This window comes from Variovorax sp. P1_G12, from assembly GCF_056405555.1.
This window is the reverse complement of the sequence record NZ_JBFUBW010000018.1, coordinates 58,633-84,321: the sequence shown is the minus strand read 5'-3', so window position 1 is coordinate 84,321 and position 25,689 is coordinate 58,633. Positions and strand designations below refer to the sequence as shown.

Annotated in this window: 17 protein-coding genes; 15 read left to right on the top strand and 2 right to left on the bottom strand. The window is 68.7% G+C overall.

Annotation, left to right across the window (positions count from 1 at the left end; all coding sequences use genetic code 11):
- Positions 1 to 5 precede the first annotated feature (5 nt).
- From AC1D2O_RS21055 to AC1D2O_RS20990, 14 genes are all read left to right on the top strand, one after another.
- Positions 6 to 329: a 2Fe-2S iron-sulfur cluster-binding protein gene (locus AC1D2O_RS21055; RefSeq protein ID WP_478087158.1), complete on the top strand. Its 324-nt coding sequence runs from the start codon at positions 6 to 8 to the stop codon at positions 327 to 329.
- The gene (locus AC1D2O_RS21050) at positions 329 to 1,588 is read left to right on the top strand and encodes an NAD(P)/FAD-dependent oxidoreductase (RefSeq protein ID WP_478087157.1); all 1,260 of its coding nucleotides are present in this window, start codon (positions 329 to 331) and stop codon (positions 1,586 to 1,588) included. Before AC1D2O_RS21055 ends, AC1D2O_RS21050 begins: the two co-directional genes overlap by 1 nt.
- Before the next feature lie 84 nt (positions 1,589 to 1,672).
- A complete protein-coding gene (locus tag AC1D2O_RS21045) occupies positions 1,673 to 2,869 on the top strand; it encodes an ABC transporter substrate-binding protein (protein WP_478087156.1) in 1,197 nt (398 codons plus the stop codon).
- 36 nt (positions 2,870 to 2,905) lie between these two features.
- Positions 2,906 to 3,766, top strand: coding sequence for a branched-chain amino acid ABC transporter permease (locus tag AC1D2O_RS21040; RefSeq protein ID WP_478087154.1), 861 nt, complete (start codon positions 2,906 to 2,908; stop codon positions 3,764 to 3,766).
- Positions 3,763 to 4,725, top strand: coding sequence for a branched-chain amino acid ABC transporter permease (locus tag AC1D2O_RS21035; protein ID WP_478087153.1), 963 nt, complete (start codon positions 3,763 to 3,765; stop codon positions 4,723 to 4,725). Before AC1D2O_RS21040 ends, AC1D2O_RS21035 begins: the two co-directional genes overlap by 4 nt.
- 58 nt (positions 4,726 to 4,783) lie before the next feature.
- The gene (locus AC1D2O_RS21030) at positions 4,784 to 5,545 is read left to right on the top strand and encodes an ABC transporter ATP-binding protein (protein ID WP_478087152.1); all 762 of its coding nucleotides are present in this window, start codon (positions 4,784 to 4,786) and stop codon (positions 5,543 to 5,545) included.
- Complete coding sequence (locus AC1D2O_RS21025; protein WP_478087150.1) at positions 5,538 to 6,257, top strand: ABC transporter ATP-binding protein; 720 nt, start codon at positions 5,538 to 5,540, stop codon at positions 6,255 to 6,257. The genes AC1D2O_RS21030 and AC1D2O_RS21025 overlap by 8 nt, the downstream gene beginning before the upstream one ends.
- 55 nt (positions 6,258 to 6,312) lie before the next feature.
- Positions 6,313 to 7,485, top strand: a complete 1,173-nt coding sequence (locus tag AC1D2O_RS21020) for an ABC transporter substrate-binding protein (RefSeq protein WP_478157851.1) — start codon at positions 6,313 to 6,315, stop codon at positions 7,483 to 7,485.
- The gene (locus tag AC1D2O_RS21015; protein ID WP_478157850.1) at positions 7,485 to 8,852 is read left to right on the top strand and encodes an amidase family protein; all 1,368 of its coding nucleotides are present in this window, start codon (positions 7,485 to 7,487) and stop codon (positions 8,850 to 8,852) included. The genes AC1D2O_RS21020 and AC1D2O_RS21015 overlap by 1 nt, the downstream gene beginning before the upstream one ends.
- Positions 8,849 to 9,568, top strand: a complete 720-nt coding sequence (locus AC1D2O_RS21010) for a type 1 glutamine amidotransferase (RefSeq protein WP_478087145.1) — start codon at positions 8,849 to 8,851, stop codon at positions 9,566 to 9,568. Before AC1D2O_RS21015 ends, AC1D2O_RS21010 begins: the two co-directional genes overlap by 4 nt.
- Positions 9,569 to 9,795: 227 nt before the next feature.
- Complete coding sequence (locus tag AC1D2O_RS21005) at positions 9,796 to 12,024, top strand: NADP-dependent isocitrate dehydrogenase (RefSeq protein ID WP_478087143.1); 2,229 nt, start codon at positions 9,796 to 9,798, stop codon at positions 12,022 to 12,024.
- An 80-nt stretch (positions 12,025 to 12,104) separates the two neighbouring features.
- Positions 12,105 to 13,286 (top strand): lipocalin family protein, encoded by a 1,182-nt coding sequence (locus tag AC1D2O_RS21000; RefSeq protein ID WP_478087141.1) that lies wholly within the window; start codon positions 12,105 to 12,107, stop codon positions 13,284 to 13,286.
- Positions 13,287 to 13,483: 197 nt separating this feature from the next.
- Positions 13,484 to 15,346 carry a non-ribosomal peptide synthetase gene (locus tag AC1D2O_RS20995; RefSeq protein WP_478087139.1) on the top strand — a complete coding sequence of 621 codons (1,863 nt, stop codon included), beginning with the start codon at positions 13,484 to 13,486 and terminating at the stop codon, positions 15,344 to 15,346.
- A gap of 26 nt (positions 15,347 to 15,372) precedes the next feature.
- Positions 15,373 to 21,900, top strand: a complete 6,528-nt coding sequence (locus tag AC1D2O_RS20990) for an amino acid adenylation domain-containing protein (RefSeq protein WP_478157849.1) — start codon at positions 15,373 to 15,375, stop codon at positions 21,898 to 21,900.
- Between the two features lie 6 nt (positions 21,901 to 21,906).
- Here the strand turns inward: AC1D2O_RS20990 and nadA are convergent, their stop codons facing one another.
- Both nadA and nadC read right to left on the bottom strand, forming a co-directional pair.
- Positions 21,907 to 23,028: a quinolinate synthase NadA gene (nadA, locus tag AC1D2O_RS20985; protein WP_478087695.1), complete on the bottom strand. Its 1,122-nt coding sequence runs from the start codon at positions 23,026 to 23,028 to the stop codon at positions 21,907 to 21,909.
- A 14-nt stretch (positions 23,029 to 23,042) separates the two neighbouring features.
- A complete protein-coding gene (gene nadC, locus AC1D2O_RS20980) occupies positions 23,043 to 23,918 on the bottom strand; it encodes a carboxylating nicotinate-nucleotide diphosphorylase (RefSeq protein ID WP_478087691.1) in 876 nt (291 codons plus the stop codon).
- Positions 23,919 to 24,071: 153 nt separating this feature from the next.
- On the opposite strand from nadC, the gene nadB reads away from it, so the two are divergent.
- The gene (gene nadB / locus AC1D2O_RS20975; protein WP_478087689.1) at positions 24,072 to 25,649 is read left to right on the top strand and encodes an L-aspartate oxidase; all 1,578 of its coding nucleotides are present in this window, start codon (positions 24,072 to 24,074) and stop codon (positions 25,647 to 25,649) included.
- Positions 25,650 to 25,689: the final 40 nt, after the last annotated feature.

The window sequence follows — 25,689 nt, the reverse complement described above, 5'->3', positions numbered from 1 at the left end:
TCGCCATGCCCACGATCCACTACATCCTCAGGGACGGCAGCAGCCGCAGCGTCGACGCCAAGGCCGGCTCCAGCGTGATGGAGAACGCCATCCGCGGCAACATCCGCGGCATCGATGCCGAATGCGGCGGCTCCTGCTCCTGCGCGACCTGCCATGTCTACGTCGACGACGCCTTCATCGACCGCCTGCCGCCGCCCGACGAGGTGGAGGGCGAGCTGCTCGACGGCGTCGCCTCCGAACGGCAGCCGAACAGCCGCCTGAGCTGCCAGCTCACGATGACCGCCGAGCTCGACGGCCTGACCGTGCGCGTCCCCGAGACCCAGAGCTGATGCCCGCCGCCCACCCCCTGGTGATCGTCGGCGCATCCTATGCCGGCGTCCAGCTGGCCGCCAGCGCCCGCGAGCTCGGCTTCGAGGAGCGCATCGTCATCGTCGGCGACGAGCCGCATGCGCCCTACCAGCGACCGCCCTTGTCCAAGGGCCTGCTGACCGGCAAGACGACCCTCGACCAGCTGCCATTGCGCGGCCCGGACTTCTTCGAGCAGAACCGCATCGAGCTGCGGCTCGGCCGCCGCGCCGAAGCGCTGGATGCCGGCGCCCGCTCGGTGACGCTGGACGACGGCGCCGTGCTCGACTACGGCTGGCTCGCGCTGACCACCGGCGCGCGCTGCAGGCCGTTCACGCTGCCCGGCGCAGACCTCGACGGCGTGCTCGACCTGCGCACCCTCGACGATGCGCTGCGCGTGGCCCATGCCGCCGAGCGCACCCAGCGCGCCTGCGTGATCGGCGGCGGCTTCATCGGCCTCGAAGTCGCTTCGGCGCTGCGCGCGCGCGGCGTCGCGGTGACGGTGATCGAAGCGCAGCCGCATCTGCTGGCGCGCGCCTTCCCGCCCGCGATGTCGGCCTTCGTCGAGCACGCGCATCGCCGCCGCGGCGTCGAACTCCTGACCGGCCGCGGTGTGCGTGCGCTGCATGGCACCCAGGGCCGCGTGGCCGCGGTCGAGCTCGACGACGGCCAGCGCATCGATTGCGACCTGGTGGTGCTGGGCATCGGCGTGCTGCCCAATGCCGAGCTGGCGCGCGAGGCCGGCATCGGCGTCGACAACGGCATCGTGGTCGACATGCTGGGCCGCACGACCGCGCCGCGCGTGCTGGCGGCCGGCGACGTCGCCAACATGGCGCTGCCGCCCGCACCCGGCGCACCGGCGCGCATGCGGCTCGAATCGATCCAGTCGGCCAACGATGGCGCCCGCGCGCTGGCCTCGCTGATCGTCGGACACGAACGGCCCTGCACGGCCGTGCCCTGGTTCTGGAGCGACCAGTTCGACCTCAAGTTCCAGATGACCGGCCTGGCCGCGCCCGGCGACGAGGTGGTGCTGCGCGGCGACATGGCGAGCGACCGCTTCAGCGTGTTCTATCTGCGCGGCGGCACGCTGGTGGCCGCGCACTCGGTGAACAAGCCGGCCGAGCACATGCTGAGCCGCAAGCTCATCGGCGCCCGTGCCCGCTTCACGGCCGGGCAGCTCGCCGACGAATCCTTCGACCTCAAGTCGGCGGCGACGACCGCACCGGAGGCCGCGACCTCCTGAGTCCCGGGGCCGCGCACCGGCCCCACCGTTTTCCCAACCACCCTGCCTGCCGGCCCACCGGCTTCATTGAACGGAGCTTCCACGATGATGATGAACAAGAGAAATGTGCTCGCCACCCTGACGCTGGCCTGCCTCGGTGCCTTCGGCGCCATGGGCGCGGCCCAGGCCGCCGACGAGCCGCTTCGCATCGGCCTGATCGCGACCTACTCGGGCCCCTACGCCGACTACGGCCGCCAGTTCGATGCCGGCGTGGCGCTGTACCTCAAGGAACACGGCGGCAAGATCGCCGGGCGGCCGGTCGAGATCATCAAGAAGGACACGGCAGGCCCGGCGCCCGATGCCGCCAAGCGCATCGCGCAGGAACTGGTGGTGCGCGACAAGGTGGGCATCCTCACCGGCCTGGACTTCAGCCCCAACGCCTACGCCGTCGCAGCCATCGCGACCCAGGCCAAGATCCCGACGCTCGTGATGAACGCGGCGTCCTCCGCCATCACCAGCAGTTCGCCCTACGTGGCGCGGCTGTCGTTCACCGTGCAGCAGGTGACCGACCCGATGGCGCGCTGGATGGTCAAGCAGGGCGTCAAGGAAGCCTACACGGTGGTCGCCGACTACGCCTCGGGCGTCGACGCCGAGACCGCCTTCAAGAAGGCCTTCACGGCCGAAGGCGGCAAGGTGGTCGGCGAAGTCCGCACGCCGATGAACAACCCCGACTTCTCGGCCTACGTGCAGCGCATCAAGGATGCCAAGCCGCAGGCGGTGTTCTTCTTCTTCCCTTCGGGCGTGATGCCGCCGGCCTTCCTCAAGGTGTGGAAGGAGCGCGGCATGGAAGAAGCGGGCATCAAGCTCTACGCCACCGGCGAGGCGACCGACGACAGCTACCTCGACGCCACCGGCGACGTGGCGCTGGGCCTGCTCACGAGCCACCACTATTCCTATGCGCATCCCTCGCCGAAGAACCAGAAGTTCGTCAAGGACTTCACGGCCGAGTTCGGCGGCAAGCTGCGCCCGAGCTACTTCGCCGTCACCGCCTACGACACGATGGCCGCGATCGACCTCGCGCTCGCCAAGACCCGCGGCGACGTCTCTGGCGACAAGTTCATGGAAGCGCTCAAGGGCCTGAGCTTCGAGAGCCCGCGCGGCCCGGTCCAGATCGACCCCGCGACGCGCGACATCGTGCAGACGGTCTACATCCGCAAGACCGAACGCACCAAGGGCGAGCTCGTGAACGTCGAGTTCGACAAGTTCGAGCGCGTCAAGGACCCGGCCAAGGAAAGCAAGTAAGCGAGCGGCCGCCGCGACAGCAGCAACGGGACATCCATGGGAATCGTGATCTTCGACGGAGTGGCCTACGGCATGCTCCTTTTCCTCATCGGGGTGGGCCTGTCCATCACGATGGGCCTCATGAACTTCGTCAACCTCGCGCACGGCACGTTCGCGATGGTGGGCGGCTACGCCGCAAGCGTTCTGATGAACCACTTCGGCGTGGGCTTCTTCCCGTCGCTGGCGGTGGCCTTCGTCGTGGCGGCGCTGGTCGGCGCGGTGCTCGAGTTCCTGTTCTACCGGCGGCTCTATCGTGCGCATCCGCTCGACCAGGTGCTGCTGTCGATCGGCATCGTGTTCGTCTCGGTCGCCGTCTTCACCTACTTCTTCGGCCCGACGATGCAGCCCTTCCAGCTGCCGCCGGTGCTCGACGGCCGGGTGTCGCTGGGGGGCCTGGAGGTCGGCCGCTATCGGCTGTTCCTGATCCTGTGCGGCGTGCTCGTGCTCGCGGGCCTGCTGCTGGTGCTCGGCAAGACGCGCTACGGCGCGATGGTGCGGGCCGCGGTGGACAACCAGCGCGTCGCCGGCGGCACCGGCATTCACGTGCAGCGGCTCTTCTTCCTGACCTTCTCGCTGGGCTGCGGCCTGGCCGGACTGGGCGGCGCGTTGAGCCTCGGCATGCTGGGGCTGGAGCCGTCGTTCCCGCTCAAGTACCTCGTGTACTTCCTGATCGTGGTGTGCGTCGGCGGCGCCGGCACCATCACCGGCCCCTTCGTGGCCGCGCTGCTGGTCGGCATCGTCGATGTCGCGGGCAAGTACTACCTGCCGGAAGCCGGCGCCTTTCTCATCTATGTCGTCATGATCATCATGTTGCTGCTGCGCCCGAACGGCATCATTCCGCGCAAGGGGCTTGTATGAAGCCCATCACGGTTTCGCCGGGCCGCCTGCGCGCGGCCGAGGTGGCTTTCTGGCTCGCGCTGGGCGCCAGCTTCTTCCTGCTGCCGGACAAGCTCACGCTGATGAGCCAGATCATGATCTTCGGGCTGTTCGCGGTCTCGCTGGACATGGCGCTCGGCTACGCCGGCATCCTCACGGTGGGCCATGCGGCCTTCTTCGGCGCCGGCGCCTATGCGGCCGGCCTGCTGGCCAAGCATGGCTGGAGCGAGCCCTTCAGCGGCCTGCTGTTCGCGCTCATGGTTTGCGCCGTGCTGGGCTATGTGCTGAGCTACCTGGTGGTGCGTGGCGCCGACCTCACGCGGCTCATGATCACCATCGGCGTCTGCATGCTGCTGGCCGAGCTGGCCAACCGGCTGTCGTCGATCACCGGCGGCACCGACGGCCTGCAGGGCGTGGTGATCTCGCCGGTGCTGGGCCTGTTCGACTTCGACCTGTTCGGCAAGACGGCGTTCGTCTACGCCTACGCCGTGGTGCTGGTGGTGTTCCTCGGCGTGCGGCTGGTGCTGGGCTCGCCCTTCGGGCTCACGCTGCGCGGCATCCACGACAGCCGCAAGCGCATGCTCGCGATCGGCTCGCCGGTGGAGGCGCGGCTGCGCATGGCCTATGCACTGTCGGCCGGCGTCGCCGGCATCGCCGGTGCGCTGCTGGCCCAGACCACGCAGTTCGTCGGCATCGAGTCGATCGGCTTCAACCGCTCGGCCGAGGTGCTGATCATCCTCGTGCTCGGCGGCACCGGCCGGCTGTACGGCGGGCTCATCGGCGCGATCGTCTACATGCTGGTGCACGACTGGTTCGCCGACCTCAACCCGCAATACTGGATGTTCTGGCTCGGCATCTTCCTGATCGCCGCCGTCATGCTCGGCCGCGGCGGGATCATGGGCGCGCTGTCGCGCCTGGTGAAGACCGGGAGGCCGTCATGAGCGCCGCCCGGCCGCCCGAAGGCGCTCGCACCGCAGTGCCCAGCACGGAGGGCTCCCTATGAGCGGCGCCGCACTTCGCACCCGCGGGCTCGGGATCTCCTTCGGCGCCTTCCGCGCGGTCGACGACGTCAACCTGACGCTCGAACCCGGCGCGCGGCAGGCCCTGATCGGCCCGAACGGCGCCGGCAAGACCACGCTGATCAATCTGCTGACGGGCGTCTTCAGGCCGACCCACGGAACGATCCACATGGGCGAGCGCGAGCTCACCTCGCTGTCCGCCGACAAGCGCGCCCGCCTGGGGCTGGCGCGCACCTTTCAGATCAACACGCTGTTTCCCAGCCTCACGCCGCTGCTGTCGGTGGTGCTCGCGATCAGCGAGCGCGACGGCCTGGGCGCGGTCTGGTGGCGTCCGCTCAAGCGCAACAAGGCCGCGTTCGACGAGGCCCATGCGCTGCTCGGACGCCTCAAGCTCGACGCGCTGGCCGACGTGCCGGTGGCCGAACTGGCCTACGGCAAGCAGCGGCTGCTGGAGATCGCGCTGGCCATGGCCGCCAGGCCGCGCATCCTGCTGCTCGACGAGCCCGCCGCCGGCGTGCCCGAGGACGAGAGCGGCGAACTCTTCGAGGTCATCGCCGAGCTGCCGCAGGACATCAGCGTGCTGTTCATCGAACACGACATGAATCTCGTCTTCCGCTTTTCGCGTCGCATCTCGGTGCTGGTCGCCGGCCAGATCCTCACCGAAGGAACCCCCGCCGAAATCGGCACCGACCCGCGCGTGCGCGAGGTCTATCTGGGCCACGCAGGAGCCAACCATGTCTGAGATGCTCGCCTTCGACCATGTGGTGGCCGGCTACGGCAACGCCGTGGTGCTCGACCGCCTGGGCTTCTCGCTGGCGCAGGGCCAGAGCCTCGCCATCCTGGGACGCAACGGCGTGGGCAAGACCACGCTGCTCGAAACGCTGATGGGCAACACCCGCGTGATGCGCGGTGCGCTGCGCTGGTGCGGCGAGGACATCACGCGCTGGCCGGCCCATCGCCGCGTGCGCGCCGGCCTGGGCTGGGTGCCGCAGGAACGCGAGGTGTTCCCGTCGCTCACCGTCGAGGAGAACCTGACCGTGATCGCGCGGCCGGGCAAGTGGAACCTGCAGCGGGTCTACGCGTTCTTTCCGCGGCTGCACGAGCGGCGCGGCAACTACGGCAACCAGCTGTCGGGCGGCGAGCAGCAGATGCTGGCCATCGGCCGCGCGCTGATGACCAACCCGAAGCTGCTGCTGCTCGACGAGCCGATGGAAGGCCTGGCGCCGATCATCGTCGAGGAGCTGGCCCGCTCGATCCGCCATCTTTGCGAGAGCGAGGGCCTGGCGTCGATCGTGGTCGAGCAGCACCCGGTGCTGGCCCTCGAGATGACCCACCAGGCGATCGTGCTGGAGCGCGGCACCGTGGTGCATGCCGGTCCGAGCGCGGCGCTGGCCGGCGACGCGGCCCTGCTCGAAGGCCTGCTCGGCGTCGGCATCGGCGAAGTGCCGGCCTGAGGCGGGCCCAGCCCCGTCTTCGTTCCCTTTCCTCTTTTCCTGTCAGGACCACACCATGCCAACTTCCGTCTCCCGGCTGTCCCGCCGCGGCCTGCTCGCCGCCTGCGCCTTCACGCTGGCCGCGCCGGCCGCCTTCGCGCAGGACACCGTCCGCATTGGTCTCATCGCCGAGATGTCCGGCCCCTTCGCCGAGTTCGGCAAGCAGATGGAGGCCGGCATCAAGGTCTACCAGAAGCAGTTCGGCGACAGCGTCGCCGGCAAGCGGGTCGAGGTCATCGTGAAGGACGTGGCCGGACCGAATCCGGAACTCGCCAAGCGGCTGGCCCAGGAGCTCGTGGTCCGCGACAAGGTGCAGCTGCTGGCGGGCTTCGGCTTCACGCCCAACGCGCTGTCGGTCGCACCGATCGCGACGCAGGCCAAGGTGCCGATGATCGTGATGAACGCGGCGGCCGCCGACCTGACGGCCAAGTCGCCCTACATGGTGCGCACCTCCTTCAGCTACCCCGACGTGGTGCCGCCGATCGCGCAATGGGCGATCAGGAACGGCTCGAAGAAGGCCTATGTGATCGTCGCCGACTACGCGCCGGGACATGACGCCGAAGCCGCCTTCCTGGCCGCCTACAGGAAGGCCGGCGRCGAGATCGTCGGCAGCGTGCGCACGCCGATGATGACGCTCGACTTCTCGCCCTACATGCAGCGCGTGAAGGACGCGAAGCCGGACGTGCTGTTCGCCTTCGTCAACGGCGGCGACGTGGCACCGGCCTTCATCAAGGAGTTCCGCGAAAAGGGCCTGCCCGAGGCCGGCGTCAAGCTCATCGGCACCGGCGACATCGTCGACGAAGCCATCATCGAGGTGATCGGCGACCGCGCGCTCGACATCACGACCGTCTACCCCTATTCGATGCATCACAAGTCGGAACTCAACGCGCGCTACGTGCGCGACTTCAAGGCGCAGCGCGACGCCAAGGCGCGCCCGACCATCATGAGCGTGGCGGCCTACGACGGCATGGCCGCGATCTATGCCGCGCTGAAGAAGACCAACGGCAACGCCGACGGCCCGGCGCTGATCCAGGCCTTCCAGGGCCTGCAGTTCGAAAGCCCGCGCGGCCCGATCGGCATCGACGCGAAGACCCGCGACATCGTGCAGGACGAGTACATCCGCCGCGTCGGCAAGGTCGACGGCACGATCGCCAACATCGAGTTCGAGACCTTCAAGGCCGCACACTGATGGCCTGCGATGCGCTGAGGCTGGACATCGCCGGCCTGGCGAAGGCCTACGCGAGCGGCGAGCACACGCCCGAAGGGGTGCTGGACGCGCTGTTCGCGGCCATCGAGGCCGACACGCGGCAGATCAACGCCTTCTGCCTGCTCGACCGCGAGAGCGCCCGGGCGGCCGCCCTGGCGTCCGGCCTGCGCTGGCGTGCCGGCCGCGCCATCGGGCCGCTGGACGGCGTCCCGGTGTCGATCAAGGACCTGATGAACGTGGCCGGCTGGCCCACCCGCCGCGGCTCGCTGGCGTCGGCCGGCGAGCCGCCGGCGGCCGCGGATTCGCCGGCCGTGGCGCTGCTGCGCGCCGCGGGCGGCGTGATCTTCGGCAAGACCACCACGACCGAATTCGGCTGGAACATCGGCTCCCGGAGTCCGCAGGGCGGCCTGACGCGCAATCCGGTCGACCCGCTGCGTTCGACCGGCGGTTCGAGCAGCGGCGCCGCCGCGCAGGCCGCCGCGGGCTGGGGCCCGCTGGCGCTCGGCAGCGATGCGGGCGGCTCGGTGCGCATTCCGGCGTCGTACTGCGGGCTGGTGGGCTTCAAGCCGACCTTCGGCGCCATCCCGCTCGCGCCGCAGAGCGCCTTCGCCGAATTCGCCCACCTGGGCCCCTTCACGCGCAGCGTCGAGGATTGCGAGCTCGCCATGCAGGTGCTGTCCCAGGCCGATGCGCGCGACCCGAGTTCGCTGTTCGCACGCGGCGGCGCCGGGACCGTCCGGCCGCTCTCCATCGGCTGGACCCTGCAACTGGGCGCCGACATGCAGGTGGCGCCCGCGATCGCCGAAGCCTTCCACGCGCTGGTCGAACAGCTCGGACAGGCGGGCCACACCCTCGTTCCCCTGCCCGCCGAGGGCACGGACATGGCGCCCGACATGTGGACCGTGTGGGCGTCGCGCGTGCACGAGTCCTTTCTCGCCTGGACGCCGGCGCAGCGCGCGCTGCTGGAGGGTCCCCTTCAACAGCTCTACCAGGAAGGCGCGACGCTGGACGCCGGGCGGCTGTCCCGCAGCCGGATCCGCCTGCGGGACTTCACTTCGCGCCTGGCCCAGCAGTTCAGCCGCATCGATCTGCTGCTGACGCCGGCCACGCCGACCGTGGCGCCGCCCATCGCAGACGGCACCGGCGCGCCCGTCAACTGGTTCGCGGACAACGGCTTCTCGTACCCGTTCAACCTGACGCAGCAGCCGGCCCTGAGCCTGCCGCTGGGGCGCGACGCCGACCGGTTGCCCTTCGGGCTGCAGATCGTCGGCCGCAAGTACGAGGACGCGCGGGTGCTCGCCATCGGCCGGGAAGTCGAATCGCTGCTGCTGCGCGGCCCCGCCGCATGAAGCCGATCGCGGTCTTCCAGCACACCGAGGTCGGGGCACCGGGCGCGGTGGTGCCCATCCTCGAGGCGCTGGGCCGCGAGGTGGTGCGGGTGCGCATCGTCGACGGCGACGCGGTGCCCGCCGAGGCCTCGGCCTTCGGCGGCCTGGTGTTCATGGGCGGCTACATGAGCGTGCACGACCCGCTGCCGTGGATCGCGCAGGAGCTCGCGCTGATCCGCGATGCCGATGCGCGCGGCATTCCCGTCGCGGGCCATTGCCTGGGCAGCCAGCTGGTCGCGCTGGCCCTGGGCGGCGAGGTCCGCCCGCACGACCGGCCCGAGATCGGCTGGTGCGAGATCACCGCCGAGGCCTCCGGCACGGCCCGCGACTGGTGGGGCGAGCACGCGGGGCAGGTGCTGCAGACCTTCCAGTGGCACGGCGACACCTTCGAACCGCCGGCCGGCGCGGTGCCGCTGGCGCGCGGCGCCCACTGCGGCCACCAGGCCCTCGTGGTGCGCGGGCTGCACCTGCTGGTGCAGTCCCATCTCGAGATGACCCCGGCGCTGGTCGAACTGTCGGTGCAGCGCAATGGGCACCAGCTGGCACGCCAGAACGCGCTGGGCAACCCGGCCGCCAGCGATTTCGACGACATCCTGCGGGATCTGCCCCGGCGCACCCGGCAGATGCATGCGCTCCTGCATCGCCTCTACGCGCGCTGGACGGCCCGCTGTGCATGAGCCGCCGGGCCGCTCCCAAGGCGAATACCGCAGCGCTGCTGCGCGAAGGTAGCCCAATGCGCTGGCGGGGGCCCCAGGAAGGTGCATCCGCGCCCGATGACCCCCGGCCTGCACGCCCCCACCGTCGAGTCGTAGACTCTCCGGGTTTCGGATCTGTCCCGCGCGCGCGACCACGCCGATCCACCGTGAGCGACTCATCCATCTGTTCAATGCACAAGAGGTCCCGAATGACTGCCGGAAATTCAAGAATCATCTACACCCTCACCGACGAAGCGCCGCTGCTGGCAACGGCCTCCCTGCTGCCCGTCATCCAGGCCTTCGCCGCCCCGGCGGGCATCGACGTCGTCACCAGCGACGTCTCCGTCGCGGCCCGCATCCTGGCGGAATTCCCCGACCGCCTGACCGACGCGCAGCGCGTGCCGGACAACCTGGCCGAACTCGGGCGCCTCACCCAGTTCCCCGACACCAACATCATCAAGCTGCCCAACATCAGCGCCTCGGTGCCCCAGCTGCAGGCCGCCATCCGTGAGCTGCAGGGCCGCGGCTACAACCTGCCCGACTTTCCCGAAGACCCGAAGACCGACGAAGACAAGGAAACGCTGGCGCGCTACGCCAAGGCGCTGGGCAGCGCGGTCAACCCGGTGCTGCGCGAGGGCAACTCGGACCGCCGCGCACCGGCCGCCGTCAAGCGCAACGCGCGCAAGAACCCGCACTCGATGAGCAAGTGGAGCCCGGCCTCGCGCACCCACGTCTCGCACATGCACGGCGGCGATTTCTACGCCGGCGAGAAGAGCATGACGCTCACCAAGGCCCGCGATGTCCAGATGGACCTGGTCACCAAGAGCGGCCAGACGATCGTGCTGAAGAAGAAGGTCGCGCTGCTCGAGGGCGAGATCATCGACAGCATGTTCATGAGCAAGAAGGCGCTGCTCAAGTTCTACGAGGACGAGATGGAAGACGCGCGCGAGACCGGCGTAATGTTCTCGCTCCACGTCAAGGCGACGATGATGAAGGTCTCGCACCCGATCGTCTTCGGCCACGCCGTCAAGGTCTTCTACAAGGACGCCTTCGCCAAGCACGGCAAGCTGTTCGAGGAACTCGGCGTCAACGTCAACAACGGCCTCAGCAGCGTCTACGAGAAGATCGAGAGCCTGCCCTCGTCGCAGCGCGACCAGATCATCAAGGACCTGCACGCCTGCCACGAGCACCGCCCCGAGCTGGCGATGGTCGACTCGGCCAAGGGCATCAGCAACCTGCATGCACCCAACGACGTGATCGTCGACGCCTCGATGCCCGCCATGATCCGCCTGGGCGGCAAGATGTGGGGCGCCGACGGCCGTCCGAAGGACACCAAGGCCGTGATGCCCGAGAGCACTTTCGCCCGCATCTACCAGGAGATGATCAACTTCTGCAAGACCAACGGCGCCTTCGACCCCGTGACCATGGGCACCGTGCCCAACGTCGGCCTGATGGCGCAGAAGGCCGAGGAATACGGCTCGCACGACAAGACCTTCGAAGTCCCCGAGGACGGCGTGGCCCGCATCGTCGACATCGCGACCGGCGAGGTGCTGCTCGAGCAGAACGTCGAGACCGGCGACATCTGGCGCATGTGCCAGGTCAAGGACGCGGCGATCCGCGACTGGGTCAAGCTGGCCGTGAACCGCGCGCGCCTGTCGGGCATGCCGGCGGTGTTCTGGCTCGACGAGTACCGTCCGCACGAAGCCGAGCTGATCAAGAAGGTCCACACCTACCTGAAGGACCACGACACCAAGGGCCTCGACATCCAGATCATGTCGCAGGTGCGCGCCATGCGCTACACGCTCGAGCGCGTGATCCGCGGCAAGGACACCATCTCGGTCACCGGCAACATCCTGCGCGACTACCTGACCGACCTGTTCCCGATCATGGAGCTGGGCACCAGCGCCAAGATGCTGTCGATCGTGCCGCTGATGGCCGGCGGCGCGATGTTCGAGACCGGCGCCGGCGGCTCGGCCCCCAAGCACGTCAAGCAGCTGGTCGAGGAGAACCACCTGCGCTGGGATTCGCTCGGCGAATTCCTGGCGCTGGCCGTGTCGCTGGAAGACCTGGGCCAGAAGACCGGCAACAAGAAGGCCAAGATCCTGGCCGAGACGCTCGACACCGCCACCGGCATGCTGCTCGACAACAACAAGGGCCCGTCGACCCGCACCGGCGAGCTCGACAACCGCGGCAGCCACTTCTACCTGGCGCTGTACTGGGCCCAGGCGCTGGCCGCCCAGACGGACGACAAGGAACTGCAGGCGCACTTCGCGCCGCTGGCCAAGTCGCTGGCCGCCAACGAGCAGAAGATCGTGGACGAGCTGAAGGCCGTGCAGGGAAAGCCGGCCGACATCGGCGGCTACTTCCTGCCGGATGCGAAGAAGACCGCGGCCGTGATGCGGCCGAGCGCGACCTTCAACGCGGCGCTGGAGGCATAAATCCGCTCCGGGGATGCCCGGACGCGGTCGACGGTTGCGCGGTGTAGGCTTCGTCCCACCGCTCAACCTGGATCCCTCAGATGAAAGCCGACGACCACGCCCGCATGGACCACAGCCACAGCGGGTCGCGCTCCTCGCGAAAGCGGCGGGCACGGCGCAGGGGCTTGAAGGTCTTCGCGGCGGCCGTGGTCGTCGTCATCGCGGTCGTCGGCTGGGGCCTGTTCTATCTGTCGGCGTCCGAACCGGCCCCGGCCGCCGCCGCATCGGCCGGGTCGGTCGAAACGGACAGGAAACCGGTCGAGCGGACCGCCGCCCTGGCGCCCCTGAACCTGCCGGCTGACGATGCCCCTCATGGGTCCGGCATGGAGTGGTGGTACTACAACGGGATCCTCGACGCGAAGACGGGCAATCGCTATGCGTTCCACGTCGCCGTCTTCGTCGCCAACGGCCTGATCAAGCACACGGTCATGCACGCGGCGCTGACCGACCTTCAAACCGGCAAGCGCTATGCGAGCCAGACCCGCACCGGCGGGATTCCCGTGAAGAGCGTCGCCAAGGGCTTCGACTTCAGGCAGGACGGCTGGCAGGTCGCGGCCTCGGGGCCGTTGCATGTGCTGCGCGCATCCTTCGAAGACGCCTCCATCGCGCTCGACCTGAACGATGCCCACCCGGTTGTCGCGCATCGCGCGGCGGGATCGGACACGCCGGGCCTGCTCGACTTCGGCAAGAGCGGCATCAGCTACTACTACTCGCGCCCGCGTATCGCGGCGCAGGGCGAAATCGCCATCGGCGGCAAGCCCGTCCAGGTGAGCGGCGACGTGTGGTTCGATCACCAGTGGGGCGACTTCGATGTCCTGAGCCTGGGCTGGAACTGGTTCGCGCTGCACCTGGCGGATGGGTCCGACGTGATGCTCTACGAGCTGTTCGACATGGAGGGCCGGAACGTCATGACGGCCGGCACGGTCTCGAACGCCAGCGGGTCCGTGGCCCTCAAGCCGGGCGACATCGAACTGACGCCCGGCAACACCTGGACCAGCCCGAAGACGAAGATCACCTATGTGGTCGAATGGGGCGTCAAGCTCCCGTCGGGCGTCTTGAGCATCAAGCCCTTCGTTGCCGACAGCGAATTCGATTCGAGCGGGACGACCGCGAACATCTACTGGGAGGGCCCCGTGAAGGTCACGGGCGGTTCCGGCGGGGAGGGATTCGTCGAGTTGAGCGGGTATGACCGGCTGGATGCGGCGCGCTTGAGCCGCAAGTGACCGTCGGCGGGCCCCGCCACAGCCCCCTTGCATCGATGACCTGCCCTCGGGCAGGGACTCACTGGAAGCATATGAAGATGCTACTCTTCGAGTTCATCACGGCAGCGTTTGATCTACAAGGACCACAACAAATCGAACAAGGCCACCCGTTCATCTGCTGAGGGCATCGACTCCGGGTCGATGTGAAGGAATGTCATTTGCCTGAGTTCGAAGTCTCGACACTGGCGCAGCAACTCGAGCGCCATGCCACGCGAACGCCTGCTGCGATTGCCCTTCTGGCACCAGGATTCCAGCCCCTCAACTACGCGCAGTTGTTCGCCCTGGTGCAGCACGCGCGGCCCTGGCTCGCTTCCCACTGCCTTGCACCCGCCGCTCGCGTTGCGGTGCTGATGCCGTCGGGCATGGAGCTGGCGGTTTCCTGCCTGGCCATTGCATGCGGGGCCGTTTGCATTCCGTTGAACCCAAGGCTCACCTCGACGGAACTCCTCGCGCAGCTCGACGACGCCAGAGCCGATGCCATCGTCGGCTTGCCGGATGACCCCATGGCAGCCCGTATTGCGCAGACGCTGGGGCTGGTCCCTCTGACCTTCGACATGGAGCAGTGGCTCGCCAGCCCATCGGGAAGCGAAAAAACAGGTGTCGACACACCCTGGCCCGAACCGGCACATACAGCCTTTGTACTGATGACCTCGGGCACGACCGGAAAGTCCAAGCGCGTGCCCTTGAAGCAGCAGCAGATCGTGCATTCCGCGCTCCAGACCGCGCATCACCTCGCGCTCAGCCCGGAAGACCGCAGCTTGTGCGTGATGCCCGTGTACCACAGCCAAGGCTTGATCGTCGGGCTGCTGGCGCCCCTCGTCTCCGGCTCGTCCGTCGTGTGTACGCCCGCCTTCGACGCCGCGGAGTTCCTGCGCTGGGCCCGCGAATTTCGTCCCACCTGGTACACCGCGACGCCCACTGTTCACCAAGCCGTTGTCGACCACGTGTCGCGCAACCACTCGGGGACGCCGCCGCACGCCTTCCGCCTGATTCGCTCGGCATCGTCGAGTCTGCCCGCGGGCTTGCAACACCGCATCGAAGACCTGTGGGGCGTTCCCGTGATTCAGGGCTATGGCATCACTGAAACGGCCGGACCACTGTCCAGCAATCCGTTGCCGCCCGACGTTCAAAAGGCGGAATCGATTGGCCGCCCGGTCGGCGCGGAGCTGCGCGTGATCGATGACGAGGGCCATCCGTTGAAGGTGGGGCAGCTGGGCGCAGTCATGGCACGTGGCCCCTCGGTGTTCGATGGCTACGAGGACGCTCCCCGTTCCAACGCCGACGCCTTTCGGGACGGGTGGTTTCATACCGGCGACCTCGGTTGGTTCGACGAGGACGGCTTCTTCTTCCTTGCCGGCCGCAGCAAGGAACTGATCAACCGGGGCGGCGAAAAAATATCGCCCTTCGAAGTCGAGCAAGCCCTCTTGCGTTTGACGGGTGTCGCTCAAGCCGTGGCCTACCCGGTGGATCACCCGACGATGGGCGAAGACGTCCACGCGGCCGTGGTGCCTGCGCCAGACAGCGCGGTTTCGGGACAGTTCCTGCGCTCCCGCCTTTTCGGCGTCATCGCCGACTTCAAGGTGCCGGCGTGCATCCACGTGGTCGATCGGATCCCCGTGGGCCCGGGCGGCAAGGTCCAACGCCTCGGTCTTCGCCACCAGATCTCGGGGGGCATCGAGGCCGCCCCTGCTGCGCCACTGACGCCGTTCCAGGCGCACATCGCCCTGCTGTTCGCGCAGACCCTGGACCAGCCGATGTCCGCATCCAATGCGAACTTCCTCGCCCTGGGGGGCGATTCCCTGTCAGCGCTACGGCTGGCTCGGACCGTCAATGAAACGTGGGGCCTGGACCTGTCCGCATCGGCCTTGCTGGCCGCGCCGACGGTCGTCGCCTTCGCGGCCACGGTGCAAGCCGCCATCGAAGAGGCCGATGCGCTGAGCTCGGCATTGCAGGCCGACCTGGACGCCCTGAGCGACGACGAAGTCGCCCGCTTGCTCGGCACCGACCCGATGGGTCGTTGACCTCGTTTTCCCAGATTCAAATCGCCATGAACCCAGCCTCGAACCTGGCCGCTGCGGAGCCTTCGATTCCGACGAGCCCCGACAGCCCCGAAGCACGACGACGCATTCTTGCCCGCAAACTTCTGCAGCAGCGCGCGCAGGCGGGCCCGTCCACGGCGGGTGACCCGAATGACGGCGTGCCACTGTCCTTCTCGCAGGAAGGACTGTGGTTCCTGGATCAGATGGTCAGCGGCGGCACAGCCTACAACATTCATTCGGCGACACGCTATCGAGGTCCGCTGGACGCAGAGCTGCTGGAGCGCAGCCTGCGGACGCTCATTGCGCGCCACGAGAGCCTGCGCACCGAGTTTCACGCCACTGCGGAAGCACCCGTGCAGAAGATCGTACCGGTGCGCGTCGCGCTGGAGCGGTTCCGTCTGCGGCAGGTGCCGCTGGCGCCAAGCGACACGACGGAAGCTGCGCTGCTGGAGCGCATCAGAGCCACCATCGCCGAGCCCTTCGATCTGTCCAGCGCGCCGTTGCTGCGCGCCGAGCTGATTCGCGTCGCGCCGGACGACCACGTCCTGATCCTGTTGGTCCATCACATCGTGGCCGATGGCTGGTCGATGAGCGTCGTCAAGCGCGAACTCGGTCAGCTCTATGCGCAGGGCGGCGAAGGCAGCGGCATGGCCGAGCTGCCGCTGCGCTTCTCCGACCATGCCGTCTGGCAACGCCAGCGCTTCGAACGCGGCGGTCTTCATGCACAAGGCGCGTACTGGCGCGAGAACCTGCGCGAGCTTCAGACGCTGAACCTGCCGACCGACCTGGCACGCCCTTCCCACGTGGCTTATGCAGGCCGGACGCTGACGGTGCGCATCGCCCCGGAACTCACCGCTGCATTGCGGACATTGGCGGCGAACCAGGACGCCACGCTCTTCATGGCCCTGCTGGCGGCCTTCGACGTGCTGCTGATGCGCTATGGCGGCCAGACCGACATCGCCGTCGGCGTCCCGCTGGCGGCGCGCGACGATGCGAGGCTGCACGGACTGGTGGGCTACTTCGTCAACACGGTGGTCATGCGCAGCCATGTCGAGCGCGAGTCCGGATTCATCGAGTTGCTGAAGAACGTGCGCCAGACCACGCTCGCAGCGCTCGCCCACCAGGACATGCCGTTCGACCGGCTGGTGGCCGAGCTGAGCCCGGAACGCGACACCAGCCGCAATCCGCTCTACCAGGTCTCGTTCGCGCTCGAAAACTTCCCTTACCGTGTCCTCGAGATCGAGGGCCTGGCGAGCGAGCAGTTGAGCGTTCCTGCGCAAACCTCCAAGTTCGACCTGTCGCTGACCGTCCTCGAAAGCGGCCGACAGGGGCTCGAGGCGGCGTTCGAGTACCGCACCGACCTGTTCGAGCCGCAGACCATCGCCCAGATGGCAGCGCACTTCGTCCGGCTGCTCGAGGGGATCGTGGCCGATCCCGCCTGCGCGCTGGACCGCCTGCCGCTGATGGACGCGGCCGAGCAGCACCGGGTGCTGGTCGAGTGGAACCAGGGCCCCACGGCCGGCCCGGCCGACCTGCCGGTGCATGCGCTCTTTCGCACCCAGGCGCGCGCGACGCCGGATGCCATCGCACTGGTTTTCGGGCCGCACAGCATGAGCTACCGCGAGCTCGACCTGCTGTCGGAACAGCGCGCGCACGAGTTGCGCGCGCTGGACGTCGGGCCGGAAGTCGTGGTCGGCCTGTGCATGAAGCGCTGCCTCGGCCTGGTCGTGGGCTACCTGGCGATCTTCAAGGCCGGCGGCGTCCTCCTTCCGCTGGACCCGGAGCAGCCGACCGAGCGGCTGCAGGCCATGCTGGACGATGCGGCGCCGACCGTGGTGCTGGCTCAGGCGAATCTGGTCGACCGTTTGCAGCAGGTCGAGACCTCGCCGACGATGAAGCTCGTCGTGGTTCCAGACACGGGGGGAGAGCTGCCCCGCGAGCCGCTGGCCGAACTGCCCGATTCGACGCGACCGGACCAACTCGCCTACCTGATCTACACCTCGGGGTCGACCGGCACGCCGAAAGCCGCGCAGTTGATGCACCAGGGCTTGAGCAACCACGTGCTGTGGATGAACGACACGCTGGGGCTGACCCCAAGCGACCGCGTGCTGCAGAAGACTTCCGTCAGCTTCGACGCATCGGCCTGGGAATTCTTCTCGACCCTGTCCTCTGGCGCGACGCTCGTGATCGCGCAGCCCGATGTCCATCAGGACATGCGCTTGCTGGCTGAAGCCATTCGTGAGAACGACATCAGTGTGATCCAGTTCGTGCCGTCCGAGTTGCGTGTGCTGCTGACCGAACTGGCAGGGCTGACGTACCCGCGGCTGCGCTATGTGCTCAGCGGCGGCGAGGCCATGGAACGCGTGCTCGCGCTGTCATTCCGGCGACTCCTGCCGGGCGTCAGGCTCGGCAACTTCTACGGGCCCACCGAAGCGACCGTCGACAGCGCCTGGTATGAAATCGGCGAGCAGCTGCCTGATCGCCCCATCGTGCCGATCGGCCGCCCCATCGCCAACGCGCAGCTCTACGTCCTCGATGCGCGGCACCAGCCCCAGCCTGTCAACGTGGCGGGCGAGCTGTACATCGGCGGGCTTGGCGTGGGGCGCGGCTACCGCAACCGCCCGGACCTCACGGCCGAGCGCTTCGTGCCGAATCCCTTCCGGCCCGGCGAGACCATGTACCGTACCGGCGACCTGGCGCGCTGGCTGCACGACGGCGTGGTGGAGTTCATCGGGCGCAACGACCACCAGGTCAAGCTGCGCGGCTTCCGCATCGAACTCGGCGAGATCGAGTCCGCGCTCGCCGCCTGCGACAGCGTGCAGATGAACGCGGTGCTCTTGCGCGAGACCACCGGCCGCCAGGAGCTGGTCGCCTACGTGGTCCTGAAGGAGCCGGCCGATGCCGGCTCCCTGCGCTCGGCGCTGAAATCGCGGCTGCCCGACTACATGATTCCGACCGTGTTCGTGTTCTTGCCCGAGCTGCCGTTCCTGACCAGCGGCAAACTCGACCGCAACCGCCTTCCGAAGCCCGACACCGCCTCGGCGTCCCATGAACTGGTCGCTTCGCGCTCGCCGATCGAATCCACCCTGCTCGATATCTGGACCGGTGTGCTGGGCAAGTCCGGATTCGGCGTACGCGACAACTTCTTCGATCTCGGCGGTCATTCGCTGCTGGCCACGCAGATCGTGTCCCGGGTCCGCGCGACCCTTCGGGTCGAGCTGCCCTTGCGCGGGATCTTCGAGCAACCGACGATCGAGGACATGGCCCGGACGGTCGGCGGCCTGGCCTCGGACCCCGCCGCGAACAGCGCGTCGCCGCTGGCGCCCATCGTGGTGCTGCCACGGACGGGGCCGCTGCCGGTGTCCTTCTCTCAGCGGCGCATGTGGGTGCTGAACCAGATGGATCCGCAGGGCGCGGCCTACAACATGCGCGACTCGCTGCGCCTGCGCGGGCCGCTCGACAAGGGCTCGCTGCACCGGGCGCTCGATCAACTGGTCGCGCGGCACGAGGCGTTTCACACGACCTTCGACTTCGGCGACACCGAACCCATGGCCTTCGTCGGTGAGGCGCAGCCGGCCAACCTGGTCCAGCTCTCGCTGGCGGCCGTTCCCGAGGCCGAGCGGGACGACGAACTCGAGCGACAGGCCGCACGCATCGCCGCGGAGCCCTTCGACCTGGCATCGGCGCCCCTGCATCGATTCATCCTGATCGAGCGCGACGCGAACGATCATGCCCTCGTGCTGGTGATGCACCACATCATCGGCGACGACTGGTCGTGGGGCATCGTGATGCACGAACTGCAGGACCTGTACGCCGCCGAACTGCGGTGCCAGGCGATGCCCCCGAACTCCCGGTCGATCGATTTCATCGACTACGCCAGCTGGCAGAGAGGGCACATCAACGACGATGTGCTCGCCGGCCAGACGCGCTACTGGCTGCGGCAGCTCGCCGACATGAGCCCCTTGAACCTGACCTCCGATTCGGCCGTGGCACAGCGCCTCACCAGCCAGGGCGGCCGCATTCGACGGGAATTCCCGGAAGGCTGGCTCGCCGGCGTCAAGCGCTTCGGCGGCGGCCTCGGGCTGACGCCGTTCATGACCCTGCTGGCCACCTTCCAGGCCTTGCTGGCGCGCTATTGCGGGCAGGAAGACGTCGTGGTCGGGACGCCCATCGCGGGACGTACCCGATTCGAGGCCGAGCAGGTCGTCGGCTCGCTGGTGAACACGCTGGCGCTGCGCAGCCACGTGCGGCCGACGCAAAGCTTCAGGGAGCTGGCGCAGCAGGTACGCGAGACCTGCCTGTCGGCGTTCACCCATCAGGACATTCCCTTCGACTACCTGATGGACCTGCTGCACAAGCAGGCGCCCGGCACCAGGGCCCCTGAAGTTCGCGTGATGTTCAATGTGCTGAACACGCCGCGGAAAACGCCCCAGTTCGAAGGCCTCGACGTCAGCTTCCTGCCCTTGAACCTGCGCGCGGCGCAGTTCGACCTGGCACTGACGATCGACACCGAGTGCGAGCACTCGTTGTCATTGAGCTACTCGACCGAGCTCTTCGCGCCCGAGACCGCGCAGGCGATGCTCGACAACTACATGCATCTGCTGGACCTGTTCATCCGGCAGCCGGACCGGCCCCTGCACGACCATTCGGCGGCCAGTCCCCTGGATCAGGCGAGGCTCGAGAGCTGGAACCGGACCGACATCGCCTATCCGCACCACCTGACGGTTCACGAGCTTCTTCGCGAACGGCGCGAAGCGACCGGTACGGCCCTCATGCAGGTGCCGGGCGCCGCGCTGAGCCATGCGGAGCTCTGGTCGCGCGTGCATCGACTGGCCCATGCGCTGCGCGCCCGCGGCGTGCGGCGAGGTTGCCTGGTGGGGCTCTGCGCCCAGCGATCCCCGGAGATGGTGGTCGCGCAGCTCGCCGTCCTGAGCGCGGGAGGCGCCTATGTGCCGCTGGACCCGGCCTACCCGCTGCAACGGCTGCACGACATGGCGCAGGATGCAGCGCTGACGCTGCTCCTGACCGAACAGGGTCTGTCGGACCTGTGGCGCGAGATCGAGCTGCCGACGCTGCTGCTGGACCCGGCACAGGCCGAGCTGATGACCCACCCCGAGACCCCCCTGCCGGCCGACGGCGATGCCGACGCCCGGCCGGAGGATCCGGCGTACGTCATCTACACCTCCGGCTCCACCGGCAAGCCCAAGGGGGTCGTGGTGCCGCACCGGGCGGTGGTGAACTTCCTGCTGTCGATGCAAAACGAACCCGGTCTTGGCGAGCACGACGTGCTGGTCGCCGTGACCACGCTGAGCTTCGACATCGCGGTGCTGGAACTGCTGCTGCCGCTGCTGGCCGGCGCCACCGTCGTGCTCGCCACCCGGGAGCAGGCCGTCGACGGAGAGGCGCTCCGGACCCTGATCGACCAGGCCCGCGCCACCGTGATGCAGGCGACGCCGGCGACCTGGCGCATGCTGATCGATGCCGGCTGGACCGGCTCGTCGTCGTTCAAGGCGCTGGTCGGTGGCGAGAGCCTCGGCCCGCACCTGGCCGAGCAGCTCTCGGAGCGAACCGGCGAGCTCTGGAACATGTACGGTCCGACCGAAACCACGGTCTGGTCCACCTGCTGGAAGGTGCCCTCGCGGCCGCAGACCATCTCGATCGGCCGGCCGATCGCCAACACCCGCGTCCACGTGCTCGATGCACAAGGCCATCGATGCCCGGCCGGCGTCTCCGGTGAGATCTTCATCGGTGGCGACGGCGTCACGTCGGGCTACCTGCACCGACCCGAATTGACCGCCGAGCGCTTCATCCCCGACCCGTTCAGCCCGGACCCGCAGGCGCGTCTTTACCGGACCGGCGACCGCGGGCGCTGGCGCCACGACGGCCTGCTCGAGCACCAGGGACGGCTCGACTTCCAGGTGAAGGTGCGCGGCCATCGCATCGAGTTGGGCGAGATCGAAGCACGCCTGCAATCGCACCCGAACCTCGCGCAATGCCTGGTCATCGCGCGCGAAGACCGCCCCGGGGACGCCAGGCTGGTGGCCTATGTCGTTGCGCGCGACGGGGCGCTCGACACGCCGGCGCTGAGGGATCACCTGAGGGTCAGCCTGCCCGACTTCATGCTGCCCCAGTACTACGTCGCGCTCGAAGCCCTGCCCCTGCTGCCCAACGGGAAGATCAACCGGCATGCGTTGCCCGCGCCCAGGATCGAGCAGCGGTCGGTTGCCGCTGCAGGCCACGCCCCTTCCACGCCTGCGGAGATGGCGCTGGCCGGGATCTGGAGCGAACTGCTGGCGGTGGACGGCACCGAGATCTCCCGGCTCGACAACTTCTTCGACCTGGGCGGCGACTCCCTGCAGGTCGGCCGGGTCGTCGTCGCCTTCCAGCGCGCCAGCGGCGTCCGGCTGGAAGCCCGCCGCATGATCTTCGAATCCCTGGCCCAACTCGCCAACGGCATCGAGTTGTCCGAGCACTCACCGGTTCAGGCGGAAGAGGCCAAGGGGTGGTTCAAGCGCTTGTTCAAGCGCGGACCCTAGCCTTGCTCAGGCCGCGCCGATGCCCGCCACGAGGTGGTCGACCGGCTGACCGCCCCTGAGCGCCGCCGTGAAGGCCAGCATGCGATCGATCGGCACCCGCGCGCGGCGCCCGAGCGCCGGCTCGACATGCACCTCGCCCGCCCCGGTCTCGAGCACGTGCGCCAGGCCGGCCAGGCCGTTCATCGCCATCCAGGGACAGTGGGCGCAGCTCTTGCACGTCGCCGCGTTGCCGGCGGTGGGCGCCGCGATGAAGGTCTTGCCCGGATTCAGCGTGCGCAGCTTGTGCAGCATGCCGCTGTCGGTGGCGACGATGAACTCGGTCGCGTCCAGGCGCTGCGCCGCGCTCAGGATGGCCGAGGTCGACCCGACCGCGTCGGCCAGCGCGATGACATCGGCCGGCGCCTCGGGATGCACCAGCACCCGGGCCGCCGGGTGGGCCTGCTTCAGCAGCTCGAGTTCGAGCGCCTTGAACTCGTCGTGCACGATGCAGGCGCCGCCCCAGCTCAGCATGTCGGCGCCGGTCTCGCGCCGGATGTAGTCGCCCAGGTGCCGGTCGGGCGCCCAGAGAATCTTGCGCCCCTGCGCCGTCAGTGCCCGCACCACGTCCAGCGCGCAACTCGACGTCACCACCCAGTCGGCCCTCGCCTTCACGGCGGCGCTGGTGTTGGCATAGACGACGACCGTGCGGTCGGGATGCTGCGCGCAGAAGCGATCGAAGTCGTCCGCGGGGCATCCGAGGTCGAGCGAACAGGTGGCGTCCGGATCGGGCATCAGCACCCGCTTGTCGGGCGACAGGATCTTGGCGGTCTCGCCCATGAAGCGCACCCCCGAGACCACCAGCGTGCGCGCCGCATGGTCGCGGCCGAAGCGCGCCATCTCGAGCGAATCGCTGACGAGGCCGCCGGTTTCCTCGGCCAGGTCCTGCAGGTCGGGATGAACGTAGAAGTGGGACACCATCACCGCATCGCGCTCGCGCAGCAGGCGGCGGATGCGATCCTTCAGCGCGAGGCGCTCCGCGGCGCCCGGCTCGGGTGCCACGCGGGCCCACGCGTGGCGCGTTTCGCAGGCGGCGCCGCCGGCGGCGGCGACCGGCTGCTCGTAGTCGACGTCGATCAGCGGAAGCTCCATGGTCAGCGTCATGATCAAGCCTCCCGGAACCGCATCGAGAAATCGATCGCCTTGACGTCCTTGGTCAGGGCCCCGATCGAGATGCGGTCGATGCCGGTCTCGGCCAGCGCGCGCAGGCCGTCGAGCGTCACGCCGCCGGAGATCTCCAGCAAGGCACGGGCATCGCCGAGCGCATCATTGCGACGCACGGCTTCGCGAAGCGCGGGCAGGTCCATGTTGTCCAGCAGCACCATGCGGGCCCCGTCGGCCAGCACCTGGTCGAGCTGCGCCAGGGTCTCGACCTCGATCTGCACGAACGTCGCGCGGCTCGCGACCTCGGCCGCGGCACGCAAGGCGGCGCTGACGCCACCGGCCGCGACGATGTGGTTCTCCTTGATCAGCACGGCATCGTAGAGACCGATGCGGTGATTGACGCCGCCGCCGATGCGCACCGCGTACTTCTGCGCCAGGCGCAGGCCGGGCAGCGTCTTGCGCGTGTCGACGATCTGCGCCCGCGTGCCGCGCACGGCTTCGACATGGACCGCGGTCTTGGTCGCCACCGCGCTGAGCAGCTGCAGGAAGTTGAGCGCGGTGCGCTCGGCCGTGAGCAGCGCCCGGGCAGCGCCCGAGATTTCGAGCACGGTCTGGTCGGCCGCGCAGCGGTCGCCTTCCGCGACATGCCACACGATCCGAGCGCCGGGGTCCAGGTGGCGGACCACCGCCTCGACCCAGGGCGCCCCGCACAGCACGGCGGACTCGCGGGCCAGCACCCGCGCCTCGGCGCGGCGATCGGAGGCAATCAGCGAGGCCGTGAGATCGCCGCTGCCAACATCTTCATCGAGGGCCCGCAGTGCATCGGCGCGCACCACGGCGGCCCATTCGGCGGAAGAAAAATCGAGAGTACTGTCCATCTTCATCATCGGTCGCGAGGCCGCGCACATGCAGCGAATGGCCGCGATCGTAGCAGCGATGCCGACGCGGTCGCCTCGCCTAAATGCACGCGGGCGTAGCGCAAGAGTCGGTTATGGTCGCCCGTTTGTCATCCGAGCCAAGAGCGAAGACCTGTGATTTTTCATGAATTCGATGTCCTGATCGTCGGCAGCGGGCTGGCCGGCCTCAGCACCGCATTGCACCTGGCGCCCACGCATCGGGTGGCCGTCATCACCAAGCGCGCCCTGCAGGACGGCGCCAGCCAGTGGGCGCAGGGCGGCATCGCCGCGGTGCTGGCCGAAGGCGACAGCGTCCAGTCGCACGTCGACGACACGCTGGTCGCCGGCGCGGGCCTCTGCGACCTGGCCGCCACGCGCTTCGTGGTCGAGCATGCGCCCGAGGCCATTGCCTGGCTGCGCGCACTCGGCGTGCCCTTCTCGCTCGAAGACGGCGAGCTGCATCTCACGCGCGAAGGCGGCCACAGCCAGCGCCGCATCGTGCATGCGGCCGACGCCACCGGCGCGGCGGTGCAGCGCACGCTGATCGAGCAGGTGCGGCGCACGCCCAGCATCACGCTGTTCGAGCAGCACACGCTGGTCGACCTGATCACCGGCCGCAAGCTCGGGCGGACCGACAACGCCTGCCTCGGCCTCCATGCGCTGGACGAGGCCACCGACGAGGTGCTGACCTTTCGCGCCCCGCACACCGTGCTGGCCACCGGCGGCGCCGGCAAGGTCTATCTCTACACGAGCAACCCCGACACCGCCACCGGCGACGGCATTGCTGCGGCCTGGCGCGCGGGCTGCCGCGTCGCGAACATGGAGTTCATCCAGTTCCATCCGACCTGCCTGTACCACCCCGATGCCAAGTCCTTCCTGATCAGCGAGGCGGTGCGCGGCGAAGGCGGGCGGCTCCTGCTGCCGGACGGCACCCGCTTCATGCCCGCGCACGACGAGCGGGCCGAACTCGCGCCGCGCGACATCGTGGCGCGCGCCATCGACTTCGAGATGAAGAAGCACGGCCTCGACTGCGTGCACCTCGACATCTCGCACCAGAGCCCGGCCTTCCTGCAGGAACACTTTCCGAACATCCTGGCGCGCTGCGCCGAGCTGGGCATCGACATCACGCGCGAGCCCATTCCGGTGGTGCCGGCCGCGCACTACACCTGCGGCGGCGTGCTCACCGACCTCGCGGGACGCACCGACGTGCCCGGCCTCCACGCCATCGGCGAGACCGCCTGCACCGGGCTGCACGGCGCCAACCGGCTGGCCAGCAATTCGCTGGTCGAGTGCATGGTGTTCGCGCGCGCCGCCGCGCAGGCCATCGCCGAGGCGCCGCAACGACCGCGCGCCGAGCTGCCGGCCTGGGACGACAGCCGCGTCACCGACGCCGACGAGACCGTGGTCATCTCGCACAACTGGGACGAGCTGCGGCGCTTCATGTGGGACTACGTGGGCATCGTGCGCACCAACAAGCGGCTCGAGCGGGCTGCGCACCGCATCGCGCTGCTGCAGGGCGAGGTGCAGGAGTTCTACGGCCACTTCCACGTCACGCGCGACCTGCTGGAGCTGCGCAACCTGGTGCAGGTCGCCGATCTGATCGTGCGCTCGGCCCAGGCCCGGCGCGAAAGCCGCGGGCTGCACTTCAGCCGCGACTATCCGGCGCTCGCCGCGCCGGCGGCACCGACCATCCTCGTGCCGCCCGCGGGCTGACACCTTCATCTTTTCTTGCACAAAGAAAGAACTTTCAAGC